At 67.9% G+C, this 20,672-nt stretch carries 18 protein-coding genes and 1 tRNA gene; 7 read left to right on the forward strand and 12 right to left on the reverse strand.

The features are described 5' to 3' along the window. Window positions 1-61: 61 nt before the first annotated feature. The 8 genes from IEY07_RS11470 to IEY07_RS11505 form a co-directional block, all read right to left on the reverse strand. Entirely contained in the window at window positions 62-1,186 is a 1,125-nt protein-coding gene (locus IEY07_RS11470; RefSeq protein ID WP_188895518.1) for a glycoside hydrolase family 6 protein, read from the reverse strand. Then, window positions 1,183-2,829, reverse strand: coding sequence for a glycosyltransferase family 2 protein (locus IEY07_RS11475; RefSeq protein ID WP_188895519.1), 1,647 nt, complete (start codon window positions 2,827-2,829; stop codon window positions 1,183-1,185). The genes IEY07_RS11470 and IEY07_RS11475 overlap by 4 nt, the downstream gene beginning before the upstream one ends. Next, window positions 2,830-5,772 (reverse strand): glycosyltransferase family 39 protein, encoded by a 2,943-nt coding sequence (locus tag IEY07_RS11480; protein WP_188895520.1) that lies wholly within the window; start codon window positions 5,770-5,772, stop codon window positions 2,830-2,832. Beyond that, window positions 5,769-6,959, reverse strand: a complete 1,191-nt coding sequence (locus tag IEY07_RS11485) for a polysaccharide pyruvyl transferase family protein (protein ID WP_188895521.1) — start codon at window positions 6,957-6,959, stop codon at window positions 5,769-5,771. The genes IEY07_RS11480 and IEY07_RS11485 overlap by 4 nt, the downstream gene beginning before the upstream one ends. After that, the gene (locus IEY07_RS11490; protein ID WP_188895522.1) at window positions 6,919-8,130 is read right to left on the reverse strand and encodes a glycosyltransferase; all 1,212 of its coding nucleotides are present in this window, start codon (window positions 8,128-8,130) and stop codon (window positions 6,919-6,921) included. The genes IEY07_RS11485 and IEY07_RS11490 overlap by 41 nt, the downstream gene beginning before the upstream one ends. A gap of 13 nt (window positions 8,131-8,143) precedes the next feature. Next, window positions 8,144-9,028 carry a glycosyltransferase gene (locus IEY07_RS11495; RefSeq protein ID WP_188895523.1) on the reverse strand — a complete coding sequence of 295 codons (885 nt, stop codon included), beginning with the start codon at window positions 9,026-9,028 and terminating at the stop codon, window positions 8,144-8,146. 488 nt (window positions 9,029-9,516) lie between these two features. Next, complete coding sequence (locus IEY07_RS11500) at window positions 9,517-11,220, reverse strand: NAD(P)/FAD-dependent oxidoreductase (protein WP_188895524.1); 1,704 nt, start codon at window positions 11,218-11,220, stop codon at window positions 9,517-9,519. A gap of 55 nt (window positions 11,221-11,275) precedes the next feature. Beyond that, a complete protein-coding gene (locus IEY07_RS11505; RefSeq protein ID WP_229669983.1) occupies window positions 11,276-11,956 on the reverse strand; it encodes a DinB family protein in 681 nt (226 codons plus the stop codon). On the opposite strand from IEY07_RS11505, the gene IEY07_RS11510 reads away from it, so the two are divergent. Next, window positions 11,867-12,679: an NAD-dependent epimerase/dehydratase family protein gene (locus tag IEY07_RS11510; RefSeq protein WP_229669984.1), complete on the forward strand. Its 813-nt coding sequence runs from the start codon at window positions 11,867-11,869 to the stop codon at window positions 12,677-12,679. The two genes, IEY07_RS11505 and IEY07_RS11510, sit on opposite strands and share 90 nt — an antisense overlap. On the opposite strand, the gene IEY07_RS11515 is transcribed toward IEY07_RS11510, so the two are convergent. Continuing rightward, complete coding sequence (locus IEY07_RS11515) at window positions 12,676-13,245, reverse strand: ribonuclease FAU-1 family protein (RefSeq protein WP_188895526.1); 570 nt, start codon at window positions 13,243-13,245, stop codon at window positions 12,676-12,678. The two genes, IEY07_RS11510 and IEY07_RS11515, sit on opposite strands and share 4 nt — an antisense overlap. Before the next feature lie 64 nt (window positions 13,246-13,309). On the opposite strand from IEY07_RS11515, the gene IEY07_RS11520 reads away from it, so the two are divergent. The 5 genes from IEY07_RS11520 to IEY07_RS11540 all read left to right on the forward strand — a co-directional run bounded on the left by IEY07_RS11520 (window position 13,310) and on the right by IEY07_RS11540 (window position 18,567). Continuing rightward, entirely contained in the window at window positions 13,310-14,245 is a 936-nt protein-coding gene (locus IEY07_RS11520; protein ID WP_188895527.1) for a fructosamine kinase family protein, read from the forward strand. Window positions 14,246-14,295: 50 nt separating this feature from the next. Then, window positions 14,296-14,742 (forward strand): MarR family winged helix-turn-helix transcriptional regulator, encoded by a 447-nt coding sequence (locus IEY07_RS11525; RefSeq protein ID WP_188895528.1) that lies wholly within the window; start codon window positions 14,296-14,298, stop codon window positions 14,740-14,742. A 103-nt stretch (window positions 14,743-14,845) separates the two neighbouring features. Next, on the forward strand, window positions 14,846-16,321 hold the full coding sequence (locus tag IEY07_RS11530; protein ID WP_188895529.1) for an MATE family efflux transporter: 1,476 nt from the start codon (window positions 14,846-14,848) through the stop codon (window positions 16,319-16,321). Window positions 16,322-16,333: 12 nt separating this feature from the next. Beyond that, complete coding sequence (locus tag IEY07_RS11535) at window positions 16,334-17,632, forward strand: ferredoxin reductase family protein (RefSeq protein ID WP_188895530.1); 1,299 nt, start codon at window positions 16,334-16,336, stop codon at window positions 17,630-17,632. A gap of 209 nt (window positions 17,633-17,841) precedes the next feature. Next, window positions 17,842-18,567 carry a transporter substrate-binding domain-containing protein gene (locus tag IEY07_RS11540; protein WP_188895531.1) on the forward strand — a complete coding sequence of 242 codons (726 nt, stop codon included), beginning with the start codon at window positions 17,842-17,844 and terminating at the stop codon, window positions 18,565-18,567. A 26-nt stretch (window positions 18,568-18,593) separates the two neighbouring features. On the opposite strand, the gene IEY07_RS11545 is transcribed toward IEY07_RS11540, so the two are convergent. Both IEY07_RS11545 and IEY07_RS11550 read right to left on the reverse strand, forming a co-directional pair. Continuing rightward, window positions 18,594-18,666 (reverse strand) — tRNA-Lys (locus tag IEY07_RS11545). An 82-nt stretch (window positions 18,667-18,748) separates the two neighbouring features. Beyond that, on the reverse strand, window positions 18,749-19,174 hold the full coding sequence (locus tag IEY07_RS11550) for a DnaJ family domain-containing protein (protein ID WP_188895532.1): 426 nt from the start codon (window positions 19,172-19,174) through the stop codon (window positions 18,749-18,751). Window positions 19,175-19,273: 99 nt separating this feature from the next. On the opposite strand from IEY07_RS11550, the gene IEY07_RS11555 reads away from it, so the two are divergent. Next, on the forward strand, window positions 19,274-19,978 hold the full coding sequence (locus tag IEY07_RS11555; RefSeq protein ID WP_188895533.1) for a hypothetical protein: 705 nt from the start codon (window positions 19,274-19,276) through the stop codon (window positions 19,976-19,978). On the opposite strand, the gene IEY07_RS11560 is transcribed toward IEY07_RS11555, so the two are convergent. Further along, the gene (locus IEY07_RS11560; RefSeq protein WP_188895534.1) at window positions 19,939-20,421 is read right to left on the reverse strand and encodes a GNAT family N-acetyltransferase; all 483 of its coding nucleotides are present in this window, start codon (window positions 20,419-20,421) and stop codon (window positions 19,939-19,941) included. The genes IEY07_RS11555 and IEY07_RS11560 overlap by 40 nt on opposite strands. Window positions 20,422-20,672 lie beyond the last annotated feature (251 nt).

Here is a 20,672-nt window from a genome sequence, read left to right on the forward strand (position 1 = left end):
GCGACGATGGCCTCCGATCCTCATGGTTGTCAGCGGTTCGGTTCCCAGTGTTCCCCGTTGATCACGCCACGTACCAGCCGGCGTTGACGGCGAGCTCGTTGGCATAGGACGGGAAGAACTCGCCGGCGGCCGGATCGCCCTTGGCGCAGGAGCCGTCGGACTCGCCCGGCGGCTTGACCCACACGTAGGCGTCGATGCTGCCGGTCTTGCCCTTCGGGTCGGCCACCGGCTTATGGCCGAGCGCGCGGCCGGAGGGGTTGCAGGATTCGCCGTTGGCGCCGTTGCCGTTGCGGCTGGTGTCGACGACGTAGTGCTTCCAGCCCAACCGTCCGATCATCTGGTTGCCGTAACTCTCCTCGCCCTTCTCGGCGTTGAAATTCGCAACGTCGAGAGAGAAGCCGCGCGCCATGCCGAGGCCGGACTTGGACAGCCTGCTGATCATGGTCGAGGTCGAGACCCAGCCGTGGGTGCCGGCGTCGATGTAGGCCGACGTCTTGGGCGTCCAAGCCAGATTGCGGACGGCGGTCCGGATCAGGTCCATTCGCTCGGTCCGTCGGTTCTCGGGCAGATTGCCCAGTAGGGCCAGAGCATCGGGCTCGACGATCACCGAGACGCCGGGGCCGCTGGCGACTCCGCCCTTCACCAGTCCGGCACGGAAGGCCTTGATCCAGGAGCGGTACGCGCTGGCGGACTTGGCGCCGCCCTCGGAGTAGCCGCCGCAGTCGCGCAGCGGGATCGCGTACATCACCAGGGTGGCGACCTCGCCCTTGCTGCGGGCCGCGGAGACCACGTCGGCCACCGCGGTGGTCAGGGCCGAACTGCTCATCGAGCCGTCGGTGAACCAGACGGCGCGAGGTTGAGCAGCGATCGCCCGCAGTCGCTTGGCCTCAGCGGTGTTGCCGCTGGCCTGGGCCTGGTCGGCTGCGGCCTGGGCCTTGGGGTACGGCGGCACATACATCGACGCCTTGGTGTACCGGTTGGCCGGTGAGGCCCAGTCATAGTTGGCCGTCGAGTGCCACGGGGCCGGCATCTTGGCCGCCTCGGCCGCGCACGCCGAGCTGACGGCATTCGACGGAGCGGCCCCGACCGCGAGCACTCCGGCGGCCAGTGCTGCAGCGGCCAGTGCGCTTCCACCCCTCTTGACAGCTCTTGTGATCATGGTGCGCGTGATCATGCGTGTGGTCATGGTGCGGGGACCAACTCCTTCAGCGGATCGGATTGATCTTCGCCGGGTCGGCCGCTGGTGGACTGCCAGCGCGACTCACCGGTCGGCAACTCTGCCTTACTGCGCTCCTCCAGGGCGCGCGGTCGTAGGGCCCACGACATGCCGGTCCCCAGCACCACCAGGTGCAGGCCGGCGAACGCCACGTTGTTCAACGTTGCGGCGTCCTGGCTCAACAGAACTCCCCGGACGCCCACCACCAGCAGCAGCCCGCAGACCACCAGCCCGGGCCAGACGGTGGCCGGCTGCCACTGTCCGGCGCCGCCCTTCGGCGTCACCACGAAGCGACCCTTACGCCTGGTGACCACCGAGATCGTCGCGGCGATGTGGATCCAGAAGGATGCGGCGGACAGGGCGTAGGCGCTGAATTTGTAGACGCCCCCGCCGGCGATGCCGACGATCGCGATCGACAACATGAAATAGGGCGCGAAATGCACCAGGAAGGTATTCGCCGTCGACGCAGCGACCGGTTGCTCGCCGGTCAGCAGCTTGATCACCGGCAGCGACATGTAGATCATCACCGTCCAGCCGGTCAGGAAGTGCAGGCTGGACAGCGCGTACTGGCTCTTGATCTTGATCGGGAGTTTCGCTCGCAGTACCCGGCCGACCGCCGACAGACAGCCGCGGGCCCAGCGCAACTGCTGGCTGGTGTAGGAGGCCATGTCCTCCGGCCCCAGTCCCTGGACCAGCACCTCCGATACGTATTCGGTGTGCCAGCCGCGTTCCTGCATGATCACCGACAGCTCGAAGTCCTCGGTGATCGAGTGCGTCGGGAAGCCGCCGACGTCGTCCAGCGCCGTACGCCGGAAGACGACGTTGGTGCCACAGCAGAACATCGCGCCGATCCGGCTCTTGCCCCGGGCGATGCAGCCGAAGAACAGCGCCTGCTGAGCCCAGGCCGCTGCCGCGACCGGATTGCGGTCGGCATTGGCGTAATACTGCGGAGTCTGGACGAAGGCCAGCTTCTCGTCGGCGAAGTAGCCCAGGGTCCGACGCAGGAATTCCGGATGTGGTACGTGATCACAGTCCAGCACCAGCACGTAGTCGCTGTCGGTCATCGCCAGGGCGTTGTTGATGTTGCCCGCCTTGGCGCCGTCGTGTTCGTCGCGAGCGATGTATTCGGCACCGTACTTCCGTGCCAGGGCAGCGAATTCGGGCGATCCGCCGTCGTCCAGCAGGTAGACGGTCACATCGGCGCCGCGCAACTCCACCGAGGCCGCGATCACCGGCTCGACGATGTCGACGGGCTCGTTGTAGCGCGGCACGAAGACGTCGACCGACGCGTAGTGTGCCGCCGGCACCGGCGTCTTGCGCGGCCGGTCCGAGAGCATCGTCCACCAGAAGCCGAGCGCCTGGGCGACGTTGAAGAATTCCGCGAGCAGCAGAAGCCCGTACAGGAAGGGATTCCCGACCCGTTCGGGGTGCAGTAGCCAGCTGAAATACCAGAATGTGGCCAGGACGTTGAGCAGCACCATCAGCCGGACCAGCCACGGTTCGGGTTGCCGGAGCACGGCGTAGGTGGTGTCGGCGGTCGGACCGGTCAGGCGATGCCGCGGTCTCGTTGCCAGGGTTGCGTTCGCGGGTGGTGTGATCGGCAGGTCGGACATCTATTTGCCACCCTTCGTCTGCTTGGTGTGGTCGGTGTCGGCCTTGCTCGTGTCGGACTTACTGGGTGGCAACTGCTGGTATTCCCACACCTTCACGTTGGCCACCGAGTGCACCGCCAGTCGCTTGGTATTGCTGGCCCGATCAAGATCGGAGAGCACGCCGCCGACCTGGCCGGCGACCTGCGGCTCCTCCAGGAAGCTGCCGAAGACGAAGACCCGGCGGCCCTGTTTCGGGATCGCGGGCATGCCGGTCTGGGCGCGGCTCGGGTGGGCGCTGTTGGCATCCAGCGTGGTCAATCCGGACGGGTAGTACTCCAGCTCCGTCCGCAGGAAGTTCGGCGCGTACAGCACCACGTCCTGGGGTTGGGAGTTGGCCTTCACCCAGCCGACCGCGCCGCGGAAGTCGTAGACCCGTGGGTTGGACTGGTTGATCTGCTGGTCGATCAGCCCGGCGCCCAGTGAGGCGATCGTGACGACCGGTAGCAGGAGCTTCGTCAGCGGCCCACGTCCCCAGGTGGCGGCCATCCGGGCCAGCACCAACAGCAGCATCGGCACCGTGCTGTCGAAGTAGCGCAGCTCGAAGAACTGACGCCGCTCGAAGCCGACCAGGAACAACATCGCCGGCGGAGCGACGGCGATCGTCGCCAGGATCAGGTTGGTCCGGTCCCGGACCCGGCCCAGCGCGGCGAAACACATCAGCACCGCGACCGGCCAGAAAGCGCCCAACTGCACCATGGTGGAGTCCGCGTGATAGCCCCAGACCGACCAGATCGTGTTCGCGACCGCGGCGTAGACGTCCGGTTTGCCGGTCGTCGCGGTGTCGGAGCCGGTCTGCGACGGCGCCGTCGAGGCGCCCTGGGCGGCGATGATGTTGCCGAACTGGTCGAGCATGTACGGCACCAGCGGAGCGAACAAGATCAACTGCACGACGGCCGACAGCAGCCAGTTGCGGACGAAGCGCCACTTGCGCACCTTCAGCACCGCGATCAGGAAGATCAGATGCTGGGTGATGATCGGCAACGCCGTGAACCACTGCACGTAGATCATCGCGGCGGTCACCACGGTGAAGCCGGCCCAGTCGGCCAGGCTGCCGTATCCCTTGCCCTCCTTGATGTCGCGGAGGATCCGGATCTGGCACCAGGCCAGGATGGTCGCGCCGAGCATCCACAGGCCGTACATCCGGGCTTCCTGGGAATACCAGACGGCGACCGGAGCGACGGCGACCACAAACCCGGCGACCACGGCCGTACGGCGGTTCCACAGGTCCTTGGCCATCGCGAAGGAGATCGGGATGCACGCGGTGCCGGCCAGCAGGCTCGGCAGCCGGACGATGTATTCGGCCGTCGACCCGGTCAGGTGCACCAGCGCCCAGAGGATGGTGTGGAACAACGGCGGATGCACGTCGTCGTTCTTCAGCGTGTTGATCATGTCCGGGTAGGGCAGCTGGGCCTGCTGGATACTGATCGCCTCGTCCACCCAGATACTCCGGGTGACGATGACCCGCAGGCCGATGCCGATCCCCATCGCCAGCCACAGCGGCCACAAGGCTTTGATCTTCGATCCCAGCGGGACCCGCTGGACGACGGGCGGGGCGGCCGGGGCCGGAGCGGCGCTCGGCCGGACAGCCGTCCGGGACGCCTCCGGGTCGACGACCACCATCGCCCGCTGCAGACGTGCCTCGCGCAGCAGCACGGCGGCCGATCCGACCAGCAGCATGCCGCAGCCGGCGGCAGTCGCGGCGACCACCGCGCTGGCCGAGTGGGCGGGGATCAGCACCCCGACCTGGACGGCCACCGACAGCGCGGACAGCACCGCGGCGGCTCGGGCGAGTCCGGTCTTGCACAGCTGGGCGATCAGAACCCGGCCGATCCCCAACGCGGCCATCGCGGCGACGTAGGCGACCACGTAGTCGCCGACCGAGGCGTAGTGCTCGCCGAGCACCATCGCGTACGCCCGGGCCGGCAACAGGGCGACGACGCCGACACCGGCGAGCGATACAGCCCCGGCCACGCCGACAGCGACCAGCAGGCTGCTGCGGCCGGAATCACGGCTACCGCTGAGCATCATCGGGATGGTGCCGGTGGCGAAGTAGGCGGCGCTGCCGATCGTCGCGACGGCGGCGAAGACGCCGGCCTCGCCCGGGCCGAGCTGCCGGTTGGAGAAGATCGCGTTCGCCGACGCCAGGCAGGCGACCAGCAGGAACGTGACGGTGACGTAGAGCGAGTCGCCGGTACGGGCCCGGCGGGCATGCCGGCCGGTGTCCTCGGCCAGCCGCGGCAGCGGCTCGGGCCTGCGACGGGCGGCGATCGAGGCCGCAGCCAGCGCGGCGTAACCGGCGGCGACCACGCCGACGGCGGCGCCGACCGGCCCGATCACGCTGCCCAGCAGCAGGCCGATCACGGCCCGCCCGATCGGCTCGGTGATCAGGGTCGCGACGGTGCCGCCGACGCTCTGGGTGCCGTACAACCGGCCGCGGGCCAGCGCGAGCAGCACTGCCGACGGCCCGGCGGCGCCGAGCAGGATGATCACCGGGACCGGCAGGTTGAGCAGCGGGGACAGCACCCCGGACAGGGCGGCGAGCACGGCGCCGATACCGAGTCCCAGCGCCAACCCGCGACGGAACAGCCGCTTGTGCAGCCCGGGGTCGATCGCCACAGCGGCGGTGACGCTCGAGCCGACCATGTGCATCAGCACGTAGGCGGAGACGAAGGAAACCAGGACGGCGTACTCGCCGGGCAGCAACACCCGGGCGAACAGCGCCGAGATGATCATGTTGCCGACGCCGGCGACCAACTGGCCGGACATGGTCAGCAGTTGCTTGCTGCCGGCCCGACGGACCCTGGTGAGCAGCGTGGCCGGGGCGCCGGCTCCGGCGCCTCCCGATCCGGGTCCGCCTGATCCGGGTCCGCCTGATCCGGTCCGGGCGGTGTCGACGGCGCTCATCGCATGACCCCCGTCGGACGGACGACGTGGGCATGGTCGGCCCGGCCGGATGAGGGCGTACGCGGCAACTCGCCGCCGTCGGTGAGCAGCACCCGGAGCAGGTCGACCACCTCGCCGGCGGTCGCGATCTGCTCGCGGACGACAGGCAGGGTCTGGCCGGCGCGCGTCAGGGCGCTGTCGACCAGCGTCGGCGCTGTGTGCCCACTCGCCGCGAGATTGTCGGTGATGGTCGGAACGTCCAGCCAGTCCGACATGGCGCGGGCCGCAGGGTCGGCCGGCCACGAGATCACACCGACGCCCGCTGCAGCGGCCGCCATCAGGGCGTGCTGGTCCCCGGTCACACAGAGCGCGACCCGGCTGAGGCCGTCCCGGACTTCGGCCAGCGACAGCGGCGGCGGCAACACCCGCACGGGCACATCGCCGCTGCGCAGCTCGCCGGCGATCGCGGCCGCCGACTCCAGGTCCGCGCCCGAGGCGGTGCCGCCGCGCCAAGCCTGGATCAGCACACCGGGATCCGGGACGCCGAGCCGATCGGCCAGTGAGCTCTGGACGGCGGCCAGGTCATCGGCGACGGCCTTCTCGCCGCCGGCCGCGTCGATACCGGGGCGGGTCATGGCGAACCAGAGTTCCTCGCCCGGGAAGGTGCCCGCACCATCCTGGGCGGGCTCGGGCTCGACCGGCGGTTCCTGCAACTCGAGCCAGCCGAGATCGGCTCCGACCCGGATCGGTAACGGCACTCCGGCCTTGGTCAGGATGTCGGCGGACTCGGGCTCGTCGACGACCGCAAGCGCGCTGCCGATCACCAGCCGACGGGCCAGGAAAGCATCCCGCCGGGTCTGCAGCGGGCCGGCGGCGACGCCGATCATCGCGAAGCGTTTGCCGACGGTCCTGGCCGCGGTCGCGATCGTGTAGAGGTCGGCCAGGCCGAAGATCTGGTCGATCGCGGCGGACGATGCCAGCGGGCGGCCGCCGATGACGACCACCGCGTCGACCGATCGCAGCGTGCGCAGCAGCGTACGACGATCGGCGGCGACGGCCGGCAGGCCGGTCATCCGCTCGGTTCGCTCGGGATCCGCGGTCGCCGCGACGACCCGGACCGGGTCCAGTTCGCGGGCTGCTGCGGTCAGGACGGCGTCGTGCGCCGCATCACGCCAATGCGAGGTCTGCAGCAGCAGGGCGGTCGTCATGATCAAGTGCTCCTCGATAGAGGTCGAGATGGCGTTGTGCCACCGCCGGCCACGCGCGGTCGCCGGCCATCTGGTCGATCCGCTCACCGATGAGCGTGAGTCCGTCCGGGTCGGCCGCCAGGGCGGTCAACCGGTCGGCCCAGTCGTGCGGGTCCGGGCCGACGGCGAGCGCCGGATCGGCCCCCACCGTCTCCGCCAGACGGCGGCTCAGCAATGCCGGCGTGTGGTGGGCCAGGGCCAGAGCGAGCGGCCCGCTGGAGGCGTGCGGCTCGGGGTAGCACAGCAGTAGTACGTCAGCCGCGTTGAACCAGTCGCCGACCGACTGGTCGGGAACGTAACCGGTGAAGGTGGCGGCGGCGCCCCAGCGGCTCTGCAGCCGCTCGGCATAGTCGTCGCCCTGTCCGGCCAGTCGCGGGTGCGGGCCGCCGGCGACCACCAGGCGTACGGACTCGTCGGTCAGTGAGGCGGCCTCAAGCGCGGTCTCCAAGCCCTTGTACGGCGCCAGGAAGCCGAAGCACATGGCCAGCAGCCCGTCCGCGGGGGCGCCCAGCCGCTCACGGATCGCGGCCTTGGACTCGGTCGGCGGCTCCGGCACCTCGATGCCGTGGTGCACGACCGCGGCGCCGCGGATGATCCGGGCGAAGGCCGGCTCATGGACCAGCACCCGATCGGCGAGCTTCGGCAGCACGCGCTGTACCGAGCCGATCGCCAGCCGGGCGGCCGGCGCCGGGACCGCGACCCGGTGCATCCGGGTGTAGTCCCGGGTGACCGCGGCGGGGTTCACCACCTGGTGCATGGTGATCACGGTCCGCTGTCGGCGTCCCCGGCCGGGCGCACGGCGGGCGGCCAGCGCTGCGACCGTCGTCGGCAGCCCGCCGGCACCCGAGTAGAGGAACAGCTCGTGTTGCAGATGGGCGACCGGCGCGCCGGTCGCGGACGCCGCCGCAAGAGCCTGCGGCACGGCGGTCGGGGTGCGGTCGACGAAGGCCCGGCGGACCTCGACCGGTCCGTCGTCGCCGCACTCGGGCTCACCCGCGACTCGCGGCGCGATCACGACGACCTTCGCACCACAGCCGGCCAGCGCGTGCGCCAGGTTGGCGGTGTAGGAGGCAACGCCGGAATCTCCGTCGTGCCGGGTGCCGAGTCGCGGATAGGGGCTGATCAGAGCCACATCAGGTGCAGACTCAGGAGGCACGTGACAACCCGCCTTCGCCGAGGACGTCATCGACTTCAACTCCGACGTCGACACCGACTCCGACCCTGGCGGGGATGTCGGCATGGACGACCGCCGGGATCCGGGAGACCGTCGCGCGGCCGAAGGCCGGCTGCGCAATCTCCATCGCGGGCCGGGCCGGCATCTTGACCGGCACCACCTGGTGGTGCAGCCACAACCGGCCGAGCGAGGCGGCCATCCGCATGCTGTCGTGGACGACCCGGACCCGCGATCCCTCGCGGTCGATCCAGACCGTCGGCACCTCCGCAACCTGGAGATCGAGGGCGCGGGCCACCAGCAGCAGGTCGACGTCGAAGACGAAATCTCGGGAGCTCATCAGCGGCATCACCCGGCCGGCCGCGCCGCGGGTGAGCACCTTGGCACCGCACTGGGTGTCGGCGTACGGGAGCGAGAACATCGTCCGGACTGCGGTGGCGAAACCCCGGCTGGCGATCCGCCGGCCGAGTGGCCGGGGACGCGGCAGCACCGAGGTCGGGTGCCAACGGGACGCGATCGCGATGTCGGCACCGGTCTGCGCCAGGGTCGAGGTGAGCACCTCGATCTCCGAGGGTGGAGTGGCGCAGTCGGCGTCGACAAAGGCGACCATGTCCGCGTCGGTGGACCGGAAGGCCTCCGAGAGCACTCCCCCCTTGCCGAGCCGTGGGTACTCCTTGGCGCGGATCCGATCATCGTCGGTGGCGTAGGAGTCGACGATCTCGGCGGTCGCGTCGGTGCAGTCGTCCAACGCAACCGTGATCGTCAGATCGGATTGCAACAGCTCGTTCGAATAGGCGTGGAGCGTCTGCGCTATCCGATGTTCTTCATTATGGGCGGGAATAACGATCTCAAGAGACATGATCAACTCCTCGGGGCTCTGGCAAGCCTCGTGTGGCAGGGCTGAGTGATCCTCGGCGTCCTTCAGGTCCGCAACGACCAGGTCGATCCAGGACAACAGAACCAAGCCGGTCTGTCAAACCTGGATCCCGAACGCCGATGTCCGGTCGGGCTACGGCGGGAATCTCCCACCAGTACAGCGATTCCGCAGCGCCGGCACGACTCGACGGTGCGGTAACTCCTTTCCAACACTGTGGCGGATCCGGCCCATCATGCCAAGTATCACAACCAGGTTTCACATGTCTGTAACCTTCCTGACAGACGGGTCCTGAGCCGTCCTTGTGCCAGCCTTAACCCAGTTCAAGATCATTGATCATGGTCACGGCAGCGCGATTTCGTTGACGAACAGCCGACGCAGTGCTAATCCAAGATCAAACAGGTGATCCGCCACAGTTGTTGATCAAGAACGCCCTTGATCAAGAATTAACAATCAGGTTGTCCGGAAACCGGTCATGGGGTTGTCACGGATGGGCTGGATGCCAGCCAGCGGTGTACCAGAGGCACCACCGACGAGCCCTCCCCGCTGGCCGCGGCGACCCGCTTCATCGAGCCCGACCGGATATCTCCGGCAGCGAACACACCAGGCACGGTTGTCGCCAGATCGGCCGGCGGCAGGCCCTTGGCCCAGGCGGTCTGCGGGACGTCGCGGCCGGTGAGCACGAATCCGCGGTCGTCAGTGGCGATCGATTCGGGCAGGAAGTCGCAATACGGTTCGGCGCCGAGCAGCAGGAAGAGGCCGGCGGCCGGGACGGTGCTGCGCTCGCCGGTCCTGGTGTCCTGCAGGGTGACCTGCTCGAGCAGCGGGTCACCCGCCCCGTCGACGACGCGAGTGCAGGTCTGCACGGTGATCCGCGGTGTGAAGGCGATCTCGCCGATCAGATAGGACGACATCGTCTCCTTTAGGCTCGGACGGCGTACGACCAGGCGCACCGAGCGGGCGAAGCGGGCCAGGTGCACGGCCGCCTGGCCGGCTGAGTTGCCGCCACCGACGACCACGACGTCACGACCGTCCAGCTCACGCGCGGCCGTCAGCGCGGCGCCGTAGTTGACGCCGTTGCCGACGAGCGCCTCGACCGAGTCGACCCCGAGCTTGCGGTAGCGGACACCGCTGGCGATGACGACCGCGCGGGCCCGGATGTCGCCGACCTCGGTCCGTACGACGTGCGGATCGCCCGGCCTTGGCTCCCCCGGCTGCAGTTCCCGGACCGGCCAGCCGGTGAAGAACTGGGTGCCGAACCGCAACGCCTGGTTGCGGGCGCGTTGGGCCAGTCGCATCCCGGAGATGCCGCGGGGAAAGCCCAGATAGTTGCGGATCATCGAACTGGTGCCTGCCTGGCCGCCGATCGCGCCGGACTCCAGGACGACCGTCGACAGGCCCTCCGATGCGCCGTAGACGGCGGCGGCGAGCCCGGCCGGACCAGCGCCGATCACCGCGAGATCGACGACACCGGGGACCGCGACCTGGTCCGGCGCGCCATAGATGGACCGGGCCACGTCGCTGACGGACCGGGCGACGATCGGCTCGCGGACGACCGACCAGACCAGCGGGAAGCGCGGGTCCGGCTCCACCTCGGCCGGCAGGCTTGCCAGGACGTGCCGCGCGACCTCGCTGTCGGGGGCGTAGAACCGGGTCGGCATGCCCATCCGGTCGAAGAAATCCCGGATCTCCAACGTGAGCCCGTTCTGGGTCGGCGCGATGATCTTGGCGGTGATCGCCTCCGGGTCGGGCACCGAGGAGCCCCAATCGGACAGCAGGTCGGTGATCGCGTTGTGGAATTCCTCGTCACGCGGCCCGCGCGGCATCAGCAGATACGCGTCGTACTTGCCCTTGGCCATCGCCAGCCGCAGCGGGGCGGCGTCGGAGGTGAAGCGCTCCCACGGCGCAATGATCGCACGTCGGGCGGTCGGCACCGCGGCACGCCAGGCGGAGAAGGCGACCAGTACGTCGGCGTCGGGCAGCCGGGAGTCGCTGGCGAACAGGGCGATGTCCGAGCCCTCGGCCCGTAAGCGTTCGACGGCCGCGATCGCCTCGACGCAGGAACGCGCGGTGCGGAGTTCGTAGTCGCGCGCGTAGCGGCCGAATTCATCGAGCAACGTCTCGGCATGTTCGTCGGAGACGAGCACGATCGCCGGCCGGGCTGGAGTCGTACTCACACCGTGATGATAGGGACCGGACCCCGGATCGAGCAGTGACGTGGTGGTCCGGGCATCAGGCGAAACCCGTCCGGCCGTCGATCTGCTCGCGCAGGATGTCGAGGTGGCCCGCGTGCCGGGCGGTCTCCTCGATCATGTGCAGGTAGACCCAGCGCAGACTCAGCTCGCCCAATCTCGGGTGCTGAGCCAGATCGTCCAGCCCGCGGCCTGCGGCGATTCTCCGCGACGTCGCACAGGCGGATTCGTAGTCGGCGATCAGGCCGGCCAGCATCTCGCCGGGCTCCATCCGGTACTGCCACTCGGGATCGGTGTCCCGCCATTCCGGGCGCGGCACGCCGTCGAGCGCGTTGACGAACCACGCCTCCTCGACGTGGCGCAGGTGCTTGACAATCCCTCCCAGGGTGGTGCCGGACTCGACGAGCTTGCGGCCGGCCTGATCGTCAGACAGCCCGGCCAGCTTCCAGACGACGATGGCGCGGTATTGATCAAGGAAGGTCTCCAGCGCGTCGCGCTCGCCGGCGGTCGTTGCCCAGTCGTCGGTCTTGGCGCAATGTCGGGGCTCATCCGTCGACCGTAGCGAATTGCGTACTGTGATCGCGTGCGCATTTTGATCACTGGTGTCGGCGGCAACCTCGGCCGCGGAATTGTGCGACGGCTCCTCGACGACGGGCGGCACGAACTCGTGCTGAGTGATCTTGTCCGTCCCGCCGATCTGCCCGACGGTGTGGAGTTCCACCAACTCGACCTCCAGATCGGCGTCGGTCTCGAGACAGCCGCCCGAGGCTGCGACCTGCTGCTCCATCTGCCTGCCTGGCATGGCATCCACAGTTCCACGAAGACGGAGGCCGACTTCTGGCGCCTCAACGTCGACGGCACTTTCTGGGCACTCCAGGCCGCGCTGGTCAACAACGTCCGCCGCTGCGTCTTCCTGTCCTCGCAGTCCTGGCACGGGCATTACGAGAAGTACGGCTTCACCAAGAGGATCAGCGAGGAGCTGCTCGCCTACCATCACGCGCAGCACGGGCTGTCCTACGTGGCGATCCGTCCACACGACTTCACTCCGTGGAGCGGGGACTGGCCGCAGCGCTACGGCGCCCGGCTGCTCTACGGCGGCGTCGATCGGGAGGACGTCCTGGACTCCGTGTTTGCTGCTGTTGATCATGTCCGCGAGGTCGACGACGCCGCACTGGTGCTGGACGCGACCCGGCCGAATGTCTTCACCGCCGAGCAAGTCGAGGGCTGGGAGGAGGATCCCGTCGGCCGGTTGGAGAGGCTCTTCCCCGGTGCCGCCGAGGCCGTCGAACGCTACCGGCTGGACGTCACGCGAAAGCCGGAGATCGTCCTCGAAGGTGGTCGGGCAGAGACCGGCTACGCGCCGACCCGGCACTTCGGCACCTTCCTGCAGCAGTTGACCACGATGGAACATGAGCAGGCCTGGGCACTGCCCTGCCCGTTCTAGAGGGTTCGGTCGATCAGCGCAGGCGTCCAGTCGTCCCAGCCTGACCACCACCGTTCACCCCGTCGGATTTCGTCGCTGACGGTGTGAGCTGCGGACAGGATGCCCAGGACCTCGGCCGCGACGAGTCGGCCGGAGCGGAGCATGGCGTCGAGGTCTTCGACGTCCTTCCACACCAATGTGCCGTCGCGTTCGATGATCAGGTCGAGCCCATGATCATCAGTTTCGAATCCGTCCAGTCGCCGGAGGGCCGGCGTCTCGAAGTTGATGTACCAGTTGCGGAATCGATGGTCATCGAAGAACATCCAGACCGAGTACGGCGTGTCCATCCGGTAGAGCTGAAGGACTTCCGGACCTCTCCAGTCGGGGTGGCGACGCCATGGATGCGGTCCGAGCGGGTGATCATGATCATGGAACCGGAATGCCGAGCCGGGGCTGAGCAGCACCGCGAACCGATCGCCCGAGTCCTGGACGACACGAACCGGATGGTCCATCCAGTCCCGGCCGCGATGTGACTCATAACGGGTTATCAGGCTGCCCGGCCGGAAGATCTGTTTCGCGCTACCCATTGAGCCATTCAAACACCGACCACCGTGTGCGACGATGCCGGAACATTCTCGGCGAGGAGGACGGATGGCGAGCATGGCTCACCCGTTGTTGACGTCGGCAACCCGGGAACTGATCGAGGCAGCGGTTTCGAGCCACCTGGGACGTTCCTGGCAGGTCACCACTTGGACCGATCTGGCCGAGCGGTCCTCGCATCCGGCACTGGTACTCCGCGGCGACGGGTTCGACGTCTTTGCCAAGCTGGCCGACCAGGCCGAGGCGGCTGCCCGGGCCGAAAACGAGCTGGCGGGACTGCGGCTGATCGGCGAACTGTCGGGCGTCGCCGTACCGGTCCCGATCGCCGATGGTCGGCTCGATCTGCCGGACGGTTCGGCCATGTTGATCTTCGAGGCGCTGGACGAATGCATCGACCGCAGGCCAGAGGACTGGCGGGCCATCGGGCGCACCCTGGCGTCGATCCACGAGGTGCCGGGCGAGATCTTCGGCGGGACCACCGACGGCTTCTTCGGCCCGCTGCGGCAGGACAACCGGCCGGTCGACTCCAACACCTGGGCCGAGTTCTACGCCGTACGCCGTGTGCTCCCGTGGCTGCGGACCGCCCGTGACGCCGACGCGATCGATGCTGCGACGGCGGCCCGGGTCGAAAAGCTGACCGAGCTGCTACCGGGGTTGATCGGCTCGGAGCCGTCACCGCGGCTGCTGCACGGCGACGCCCAGCACCACAATTTCGTCAGCACGCCGCGCGGAGCGGTGGCGATCGATGCGGCGCCGTACTTCGGGCACCCCGAACTCGACCTGGCTCTCCTGGACTACTTCTCACCCGTGCCGCCCCAGACCTGGGAGGCGTACCGGGAGATCCGGGCGATCGACCCGGGCTTCGCCGAGCGGCGCGAGTTGTGGCGGATCTTCGCCTATCTCGCCATCCTCACGGTCGACGACGGCGGCGACTTCGGGCGGGCCTTCTGCACGCGGCTGGACGACGCACTCGATCACTACCTCTGACTTCAGTTAGAGGATTGATTGTCAGTCTTCTAACTGTTAGAGTTCTAATCATGGAACCTCCCGAGGACGCCTTCGCCAGCCCGCTCGGCCAGCTCCGCTGGATCGGCTGGGCCCAACGCAAGGCTGCCGAGGACTGGATCCGTGAGCGCGAGATCAGCTTCGAACAGGGATTCGTGCTGGGTTACCTGGAGCAGAATCCGGGCACCATCCAGCGCGACATCGCCACGATCACCCGGACCAGTGCCGCGAGCGTCTCGAGTCTGCTGCAGGGACTCGAACGCCGCGGGCTGGTCGAGCGCCGTACTGATCCCGGCAACGAACGCAGCAAGCGCGTGTACGCGACCGAGGCCGGGATCGCGCTGATCGAGGGATTCGACGCGGCCATGGCCGCTGCGGACGACACGATTCTCAGCCCGCTGGAGGCCACGGAACGCGAGACGTTCATGATCCTGCTGACCAAGATCACCGCGGAGCTGCCGAAACCGTCACGCGACTGACGTCTTCAGCGGCCGCACCGCATCACCCACCTCAACCACAACATCTCCTGCGACACCGGCGCATCGCCGGCGTGCGCTCCGTCCTGCCCGGAAGGGAGCAGCCATGAGCACCACCACGACAGAATCTGCTGCGGGTCGACCGCCCGCACCTCAATCATCAACCGGGGCCGACGACTCCGGCTCCAATCGCTGGTACCTGTCAGCCGCACCGATCGTGCGCGCTCTGGTCCACCTGGCCGCTCCGATGGCCGCAGCCATGGTCGTCGGGGCTGTCTACAACGTGATCAACGCCGGCTTCATCGGATCGCTGCACAACAGTGCGCTGCTGGCCGCCGTCACCTTCGGCACTCCCCTGCTCGGTCTGGTGATGGCCATCGGCGGCGTCTTCGGCGTCGGCGGCGGCGCGCTCGTCTCCCGCCTCCTGGGAGCCGCCGAGAACGACCCGGCCGAGGCCGGCAGGATCAAATACGTCTCCGCGTTCGCGCTCTGGGGCTCGGTGATCGCCGGCGCGGTCTTCGGCGGCGCTGGGCTCCTGCTGCTGCACCCGCTGGTCACCGTCCTGGGTGCCAACGGCGCGGCCGTCGGCCCGACGAGTGCATTCGTCGCCGTCATGTTGGCCTTCGTCCCGGTCCTGGCCGCGTCCTTCTGTCTCGAACAGCTGATCCGCGCCGAGGGTGCCGCCCGCCAGGCCATGATCGGCCTGATCATGTCGACCGTCGCCAACCTGATCTTCGATGTCCTCTTCATCCTCGTACTGGGCTGGGGTGTGGCCGGCGCCGGGCTCGCGATCGGGCTGTCCAACCTGATCACCGTCGGCTACTTCTTCTCCTGGCTGCAAAGGAAAAGCGAACACATCAGCCTTGCACCACGTTGGTTCACCCTGTCGCCACAAGTGCTCAAGCCGGTCTTCGGCGTCGGGGTCGGGGAGCTGCTGCAGTCCGCCTTCCTGATCATCACCTCGCTGGTGCTGAACAACCTCGCAGCCCAGTACGGGGACGGTCCGCTGGCGGCGATGGGTGTCGCGGTCCGGATCGCCCAGGTCCCGGAGTTCCTGGTGATGGGCGTGACGATCGGCATCCTGCCGTTGTTGGCGTACGCGTATGGCAAGGGCGACACGGCCCGGCTCAATGCCGCACTGCGTGCCTCCGCGATCGCCGTCGGGGTCATCGGCGTGATCTTCGCCGGCGCGGTTTTCGGCTTCCGTGATCAACTGCTCGGTCTGTTCCTGGCCGACCACTCGCTCTTCGCCGTCGGCATCACGATCCTGGTCGCACAACTGACCGCGATGATCGTCAACGGCTTCACCGGCCTGATCACCTCACTCTTCCAGGCCACCGGCCGAGCGGTACCGGCGATGGTCATGTCGATCGCCCAGGGCGTGCTGTTCATTCCGATCGTGATCATCGGCAATCTCTGGTTCGGACTGACCGGCATCATCTGGTCGCTGACCGTGACCGAGATCATCGTCTTCCTGATCGGCGGTGTGCTGACGCTCGCCTCCCACAGGAGGATCACGGAGCCGGATAGCATGGCCGGGGCGGCAGCTGACAATGACGTAACGAGCAGCCGTCGATCATGATCGGAGGCTTGCATGACGCTCGCGGTCCGCGCGGTCGCCGCAGTGCTGGCATACGTCGGCGTCGTCCTGGCGCCCTTGGTCTTCGCCGCCATCGGTGCCACCGATCCCGGTTACGGCTTCTGGACCAACTTCTCGGTCGCCCTGGCCTTCGTCGGCCTGGCGATGATGGGACTGGAATTCGTCCTGGTCGCCCGGTTCAAGCCGGTCGCGGCACCATTCGGTCAGGACGCACTGCTGCAATTCCACCGCCAGATCGGCTTCCTCGGGCTGGCGTTCGTGATCATCCACATCGTCATCTCAATCAACTGGGGAGCCATCCTCACCTTCCGGGCCCCGGCCTTCATCTGGGTGGGTGTCGCGGCAGCGGCCGCGCTGGTCGTGCTGGTGATCACCTCGGTCTGGCGTAAGCGGCTGCGGATCCCGTACGAGGTGTGGCACGTCGTGCACACGCTGCTGGCGCTGGTCCTGGTGGTTGGTGCGCTGGTCCACGTCTACCTGGTCAACCAGTACTTGAGCTCGCTGTGGAAGCAGTTGCTCTGGGGCCTGATGTCGGCGGCATTCCTGGCGTTGATCGGATGGGTACGGGTGATCAAGCCTTGGACGATGCGCTCGCGGGCCTGGCAGCTGGTGCATGTCGGTCAGGAGCGAGGGCAGACCACGACGCTGCGGATGGCGCCGCCGGCAGGCGAGGAGTTCCGGTTCGATCCTGGCCAGTTCGCCTGGTTCGTCTTCAACCGCTCGCCGTTCTCGCTGACCTCGCACCCGTTCTCGCTGTCCTCGAGTGCCGAACAAGGCGAGATCGAGATCGCGGTCAAGGCGCTCGGAGACTTCACCTCCGCGATCAACCAGCTCCAGGCCGGCTCCAAGGTCTACGTCGACGGCCCGCACGGCGTCTTCTCGATGGACCAGGACGAAGGACCGGGATTCTGCTTCATCGGCGGCGGCGTCGGCATCACCGGGCTGCTCAGTATGTTGCGGACGATGGCCGATCGGGAGGACGCCCGGAAAGCAATCCTGATCTATGCCAACCGCGACTGGGAATCCGTCGCGTTCCGGGAGGAGATCGAACGGCTGGAGAAGTTGATCAATCTCACCACCGTGCACGTGCTGACCCAGGCCGCGGCCGACTGGACCGGCGAGAGGGGTTACGTGGACCGGGAGATGCTGTCCCGGCACCTGCCGAAGGGATATCGGCGGTTCCAGTACTTCATCTGCGGACCGGATCCGATGATGGATGCCGCCGAGGGCGCGCTCCTCGGGCTGGGCGTCCCGACAGAGCGCGTGCACACCGAGCGCTTCAACATGGTCTGAACGGAGGCTGCCGATGCGACACGTCCAGATGACCCGACTGGTCTGGTTGATCACCATCGTGCTGGTGCTCGCCTGCCTGCTCTTCGCCGTCGCGCAGAGCTGACGCTCAACGCCAAGAACGTCATCACGGATTCACGAATCCGCGCTTATCGCGCTCCGTTGGAGAACCGGGAGGACGTTCTTAGCACCGGGGCGACTAGCCTCACACCGTGCCAACGAATAGGCAGACCGACCTTGCGGCAGCGCTGGCGCCGACCGGAACCCTGCGAGCCGCGATCAATCTTGGCAATCCGGTGCTGGCCCAGGGAAGGACGGATGATCCTCGCGGCGTCACCGTCGACCTCACCCGGGAGATCGCGCGACGCCTCGGCATCGAGGCAGCGTTCAGCTGTCATCAGGCCGCACGGGAGTCGTTCGAGGACCTGGTGAACTACCGGACCGACATCGCCTTCCTGGCGATCGAACCGGCCCGGGCCGCGCAGGTCCGGTTCACGGCGCCGTACGCGATCATCGAGGCCGTCTATGCGACTGCCGCCGACTCGGCGCTGGAGACGGCCGACGATGTCGACCACCCCGGCATCCGGATCGGGGTCAAGGAGGGGTCGGCTTATGACCTGTTCCTGACCCGCAGTCTGCAGCACGCCGAACTCGTCCGTGGTGAGGAGGGCTCAGCGATCTTCGATGCCGACCGGCTTGACGTGGCTGCGGGACTCCGCACGCCGCTGACCGGCTTCGCGGCCGAACACGGACTGCGAATCCTGGAGCCCGCGTTCCAGCAGATCCGGCAGTCGGTGGCCTCGCCGATCGGCTTGCCCGACGACGCGGCGGCGTACCTGGCCGGGGTGATCGAGGAACTCAAGTCCACCGGTTTCGTCGCCGAGGCACTCCGGCGCTCCGGTCGTGACGATGCCCAGGTGGCGCCGCCCTCAAGCTGACCGCCCCGGGGATCACAGGATGCAGGTGGGCCCCGTGGGACTCGAACCCACAACCCGCGGATTAAAAGTCCGCTGCTCTGCCAATTGAGCTAGAGGCCCTCGTGCTCCCAGGCCGCCTCCGAGAGCGGTGCGGGCGCCGGCCAAGCCTAGCGGCAGATGCGGTCCGGTATGCGATCCGGCCTCAGCGGCCGGCCCGGCGCTCCCGCCACTCGCCGACCACCCGATCGGCACTCACCGTCCGCAGGAACGAGTCCGGCCCGCGGTAGTGACCAGAGGGGGGCCGCAGACGCATCTCGCGGATCCGCCGGTTCAGCTCATCGACCACGCTGCGAACCTCGGCCTCGGTGGGCAGGTCGGCGCAGGTGTCGACGATCTTCTCCGCCTCCTTGCGCAACGCCAGCTCCGGCGGCAGTACACCGGACAGGTCCTCGCGCTGGACCCACTGGGTGACCCAGTCACGGGCTCCCGGCCCGGTCAGATGGCGCAGCGGCTTGCCGGCGCCCTTCAGGTTGTCGAATCCGCCGCGCTCCTGAGCCTCGCGGATCAGCCGGTCGTGGACCGACTCGTTGCGCTGGCCGGGCTTACGACCCGCAGGATTCTCACTCATCGCTGTCTCCTTCGGCAGGAGTATGTGAATGCGTTCACGAGCACCTTACCGGCTCGCAGGACCGGCACCAAGGCCCGGCGGTGTGGAAGTCTGGATGTCATGGACGGCTGGTTGATCGGACTGATCGCGCTCGTCGTGATCGGCGTGGGACTGATCGCCTTCGGTGCGTTCTCCGACCGGCGGAAGAACCGGCGCGCGGTTGCCGAAATGCTGTCCCCGCCACCTCGCACCATCCCCAGCATGCCGCCCGACGCCCAGCGGCCCCGGTACCTGTCCACGCTCCAGGCGCATCGCGTCACCGACCCGCGTCCAGCCCTCGACGACGATCAACAACGTCACTTGGCCGGGCAGTTGAAAGCCGCCGGGACCGTACGGATCCCAGTCGGCTTCGCTGCCCCCGAATTCATCACCGACACCGGATCCGGACGAGCAGTGATCGACAGCCCACGGCTGCTGGTCAGCGCCGAGCCGATCATGGCGATCCGGGAGTTGATCAGCGTCCTGGAGCACATGATCACCGATCACACCGCTCTGGTCGTGGTCGCCCCCACGCTGTCATCGGAGGTCCTCGACACTCTGGTCGTCAACCACCTGCAGCGGATGATCGATGTTGTCGCTGTGGTCACCCGCGATCCGATCCCGGTCGACACGATCGTCGAAGCCACCGGGGCCACACTGGTCAGCCGGATCGATCTGCAGAACGGCTATGTCAGTGATCAACACCTCGGCCGCTGTGACCGCTGGGTCAGCGACCGTAAGGTGAGTTACGTCGTCCGCGGCCCGTCGCGATCAACTCCACCGTAATCAGCTTCGGCTCCTGAAAGGTGCAGCCGCATCGGGAGATGAGCGATGCCGTCCTCGACGAACTCGGCGCCGCTGATCACGAACCCGTGGCTGCCGTACCAGCCGGCCAGCGGGGACTGCGCATCCAGGACGACGTCCCGGTCGGTGGTCGCTGCGAGAGCTGCGGTGATCATGGTGTCGGCCAGGCCCGTGCCGCGCGCTGATGTCGCCAGCACCACGCGGCCGATCCGCCACACGTCTCCGTCATCGAGGATCCGCAGCGTGCCGACGACCGTCTCGGCGTCGATCAGAACCAGATGCCGGGTGCCCGGTTCGACGTCCCTGCCGTCGAGGTCCGGATAGGGGCAGTCCTGTTCGACCACGAACACGTCCTGCCGCAGCCGCCAGGCCTCGTACGCGACCCGCGGCGGCAGTTGGTCGAAAGCCAGGATCTCGGTCTGCACGCCGGAATCGTCCCACCCTCAGCACGTAACCATCGCCAGGGTTCCGCGGCGCGCTCACGCTTGAATCACACCGCTGAAGTTTGTGCCCCACACGCGGCGTGTCGAGTTGCGTAATCGCCGAGTTGCGTACTCGACGGGTTGATCGTCCGAGACCTAACCGTTACAGTCCTGAGAAATTTGAGGCTGCTGTGACTCCCGTGGCTGGGGACCACAGTGCGCGGCGGCGTCAGACAAAGATCCCCCAATCGCGG

The sequence above is a fragment of the Microlunatus endophyticus genome (assembly GCF_014646195.1).
GTDB classification, from domain to species: Bacteria; Actinomycetota; Actinomycetes; order Propionibacteriales; family Propionibacteriaceae; genus Microlunatus; species Microlunatus endophyticus.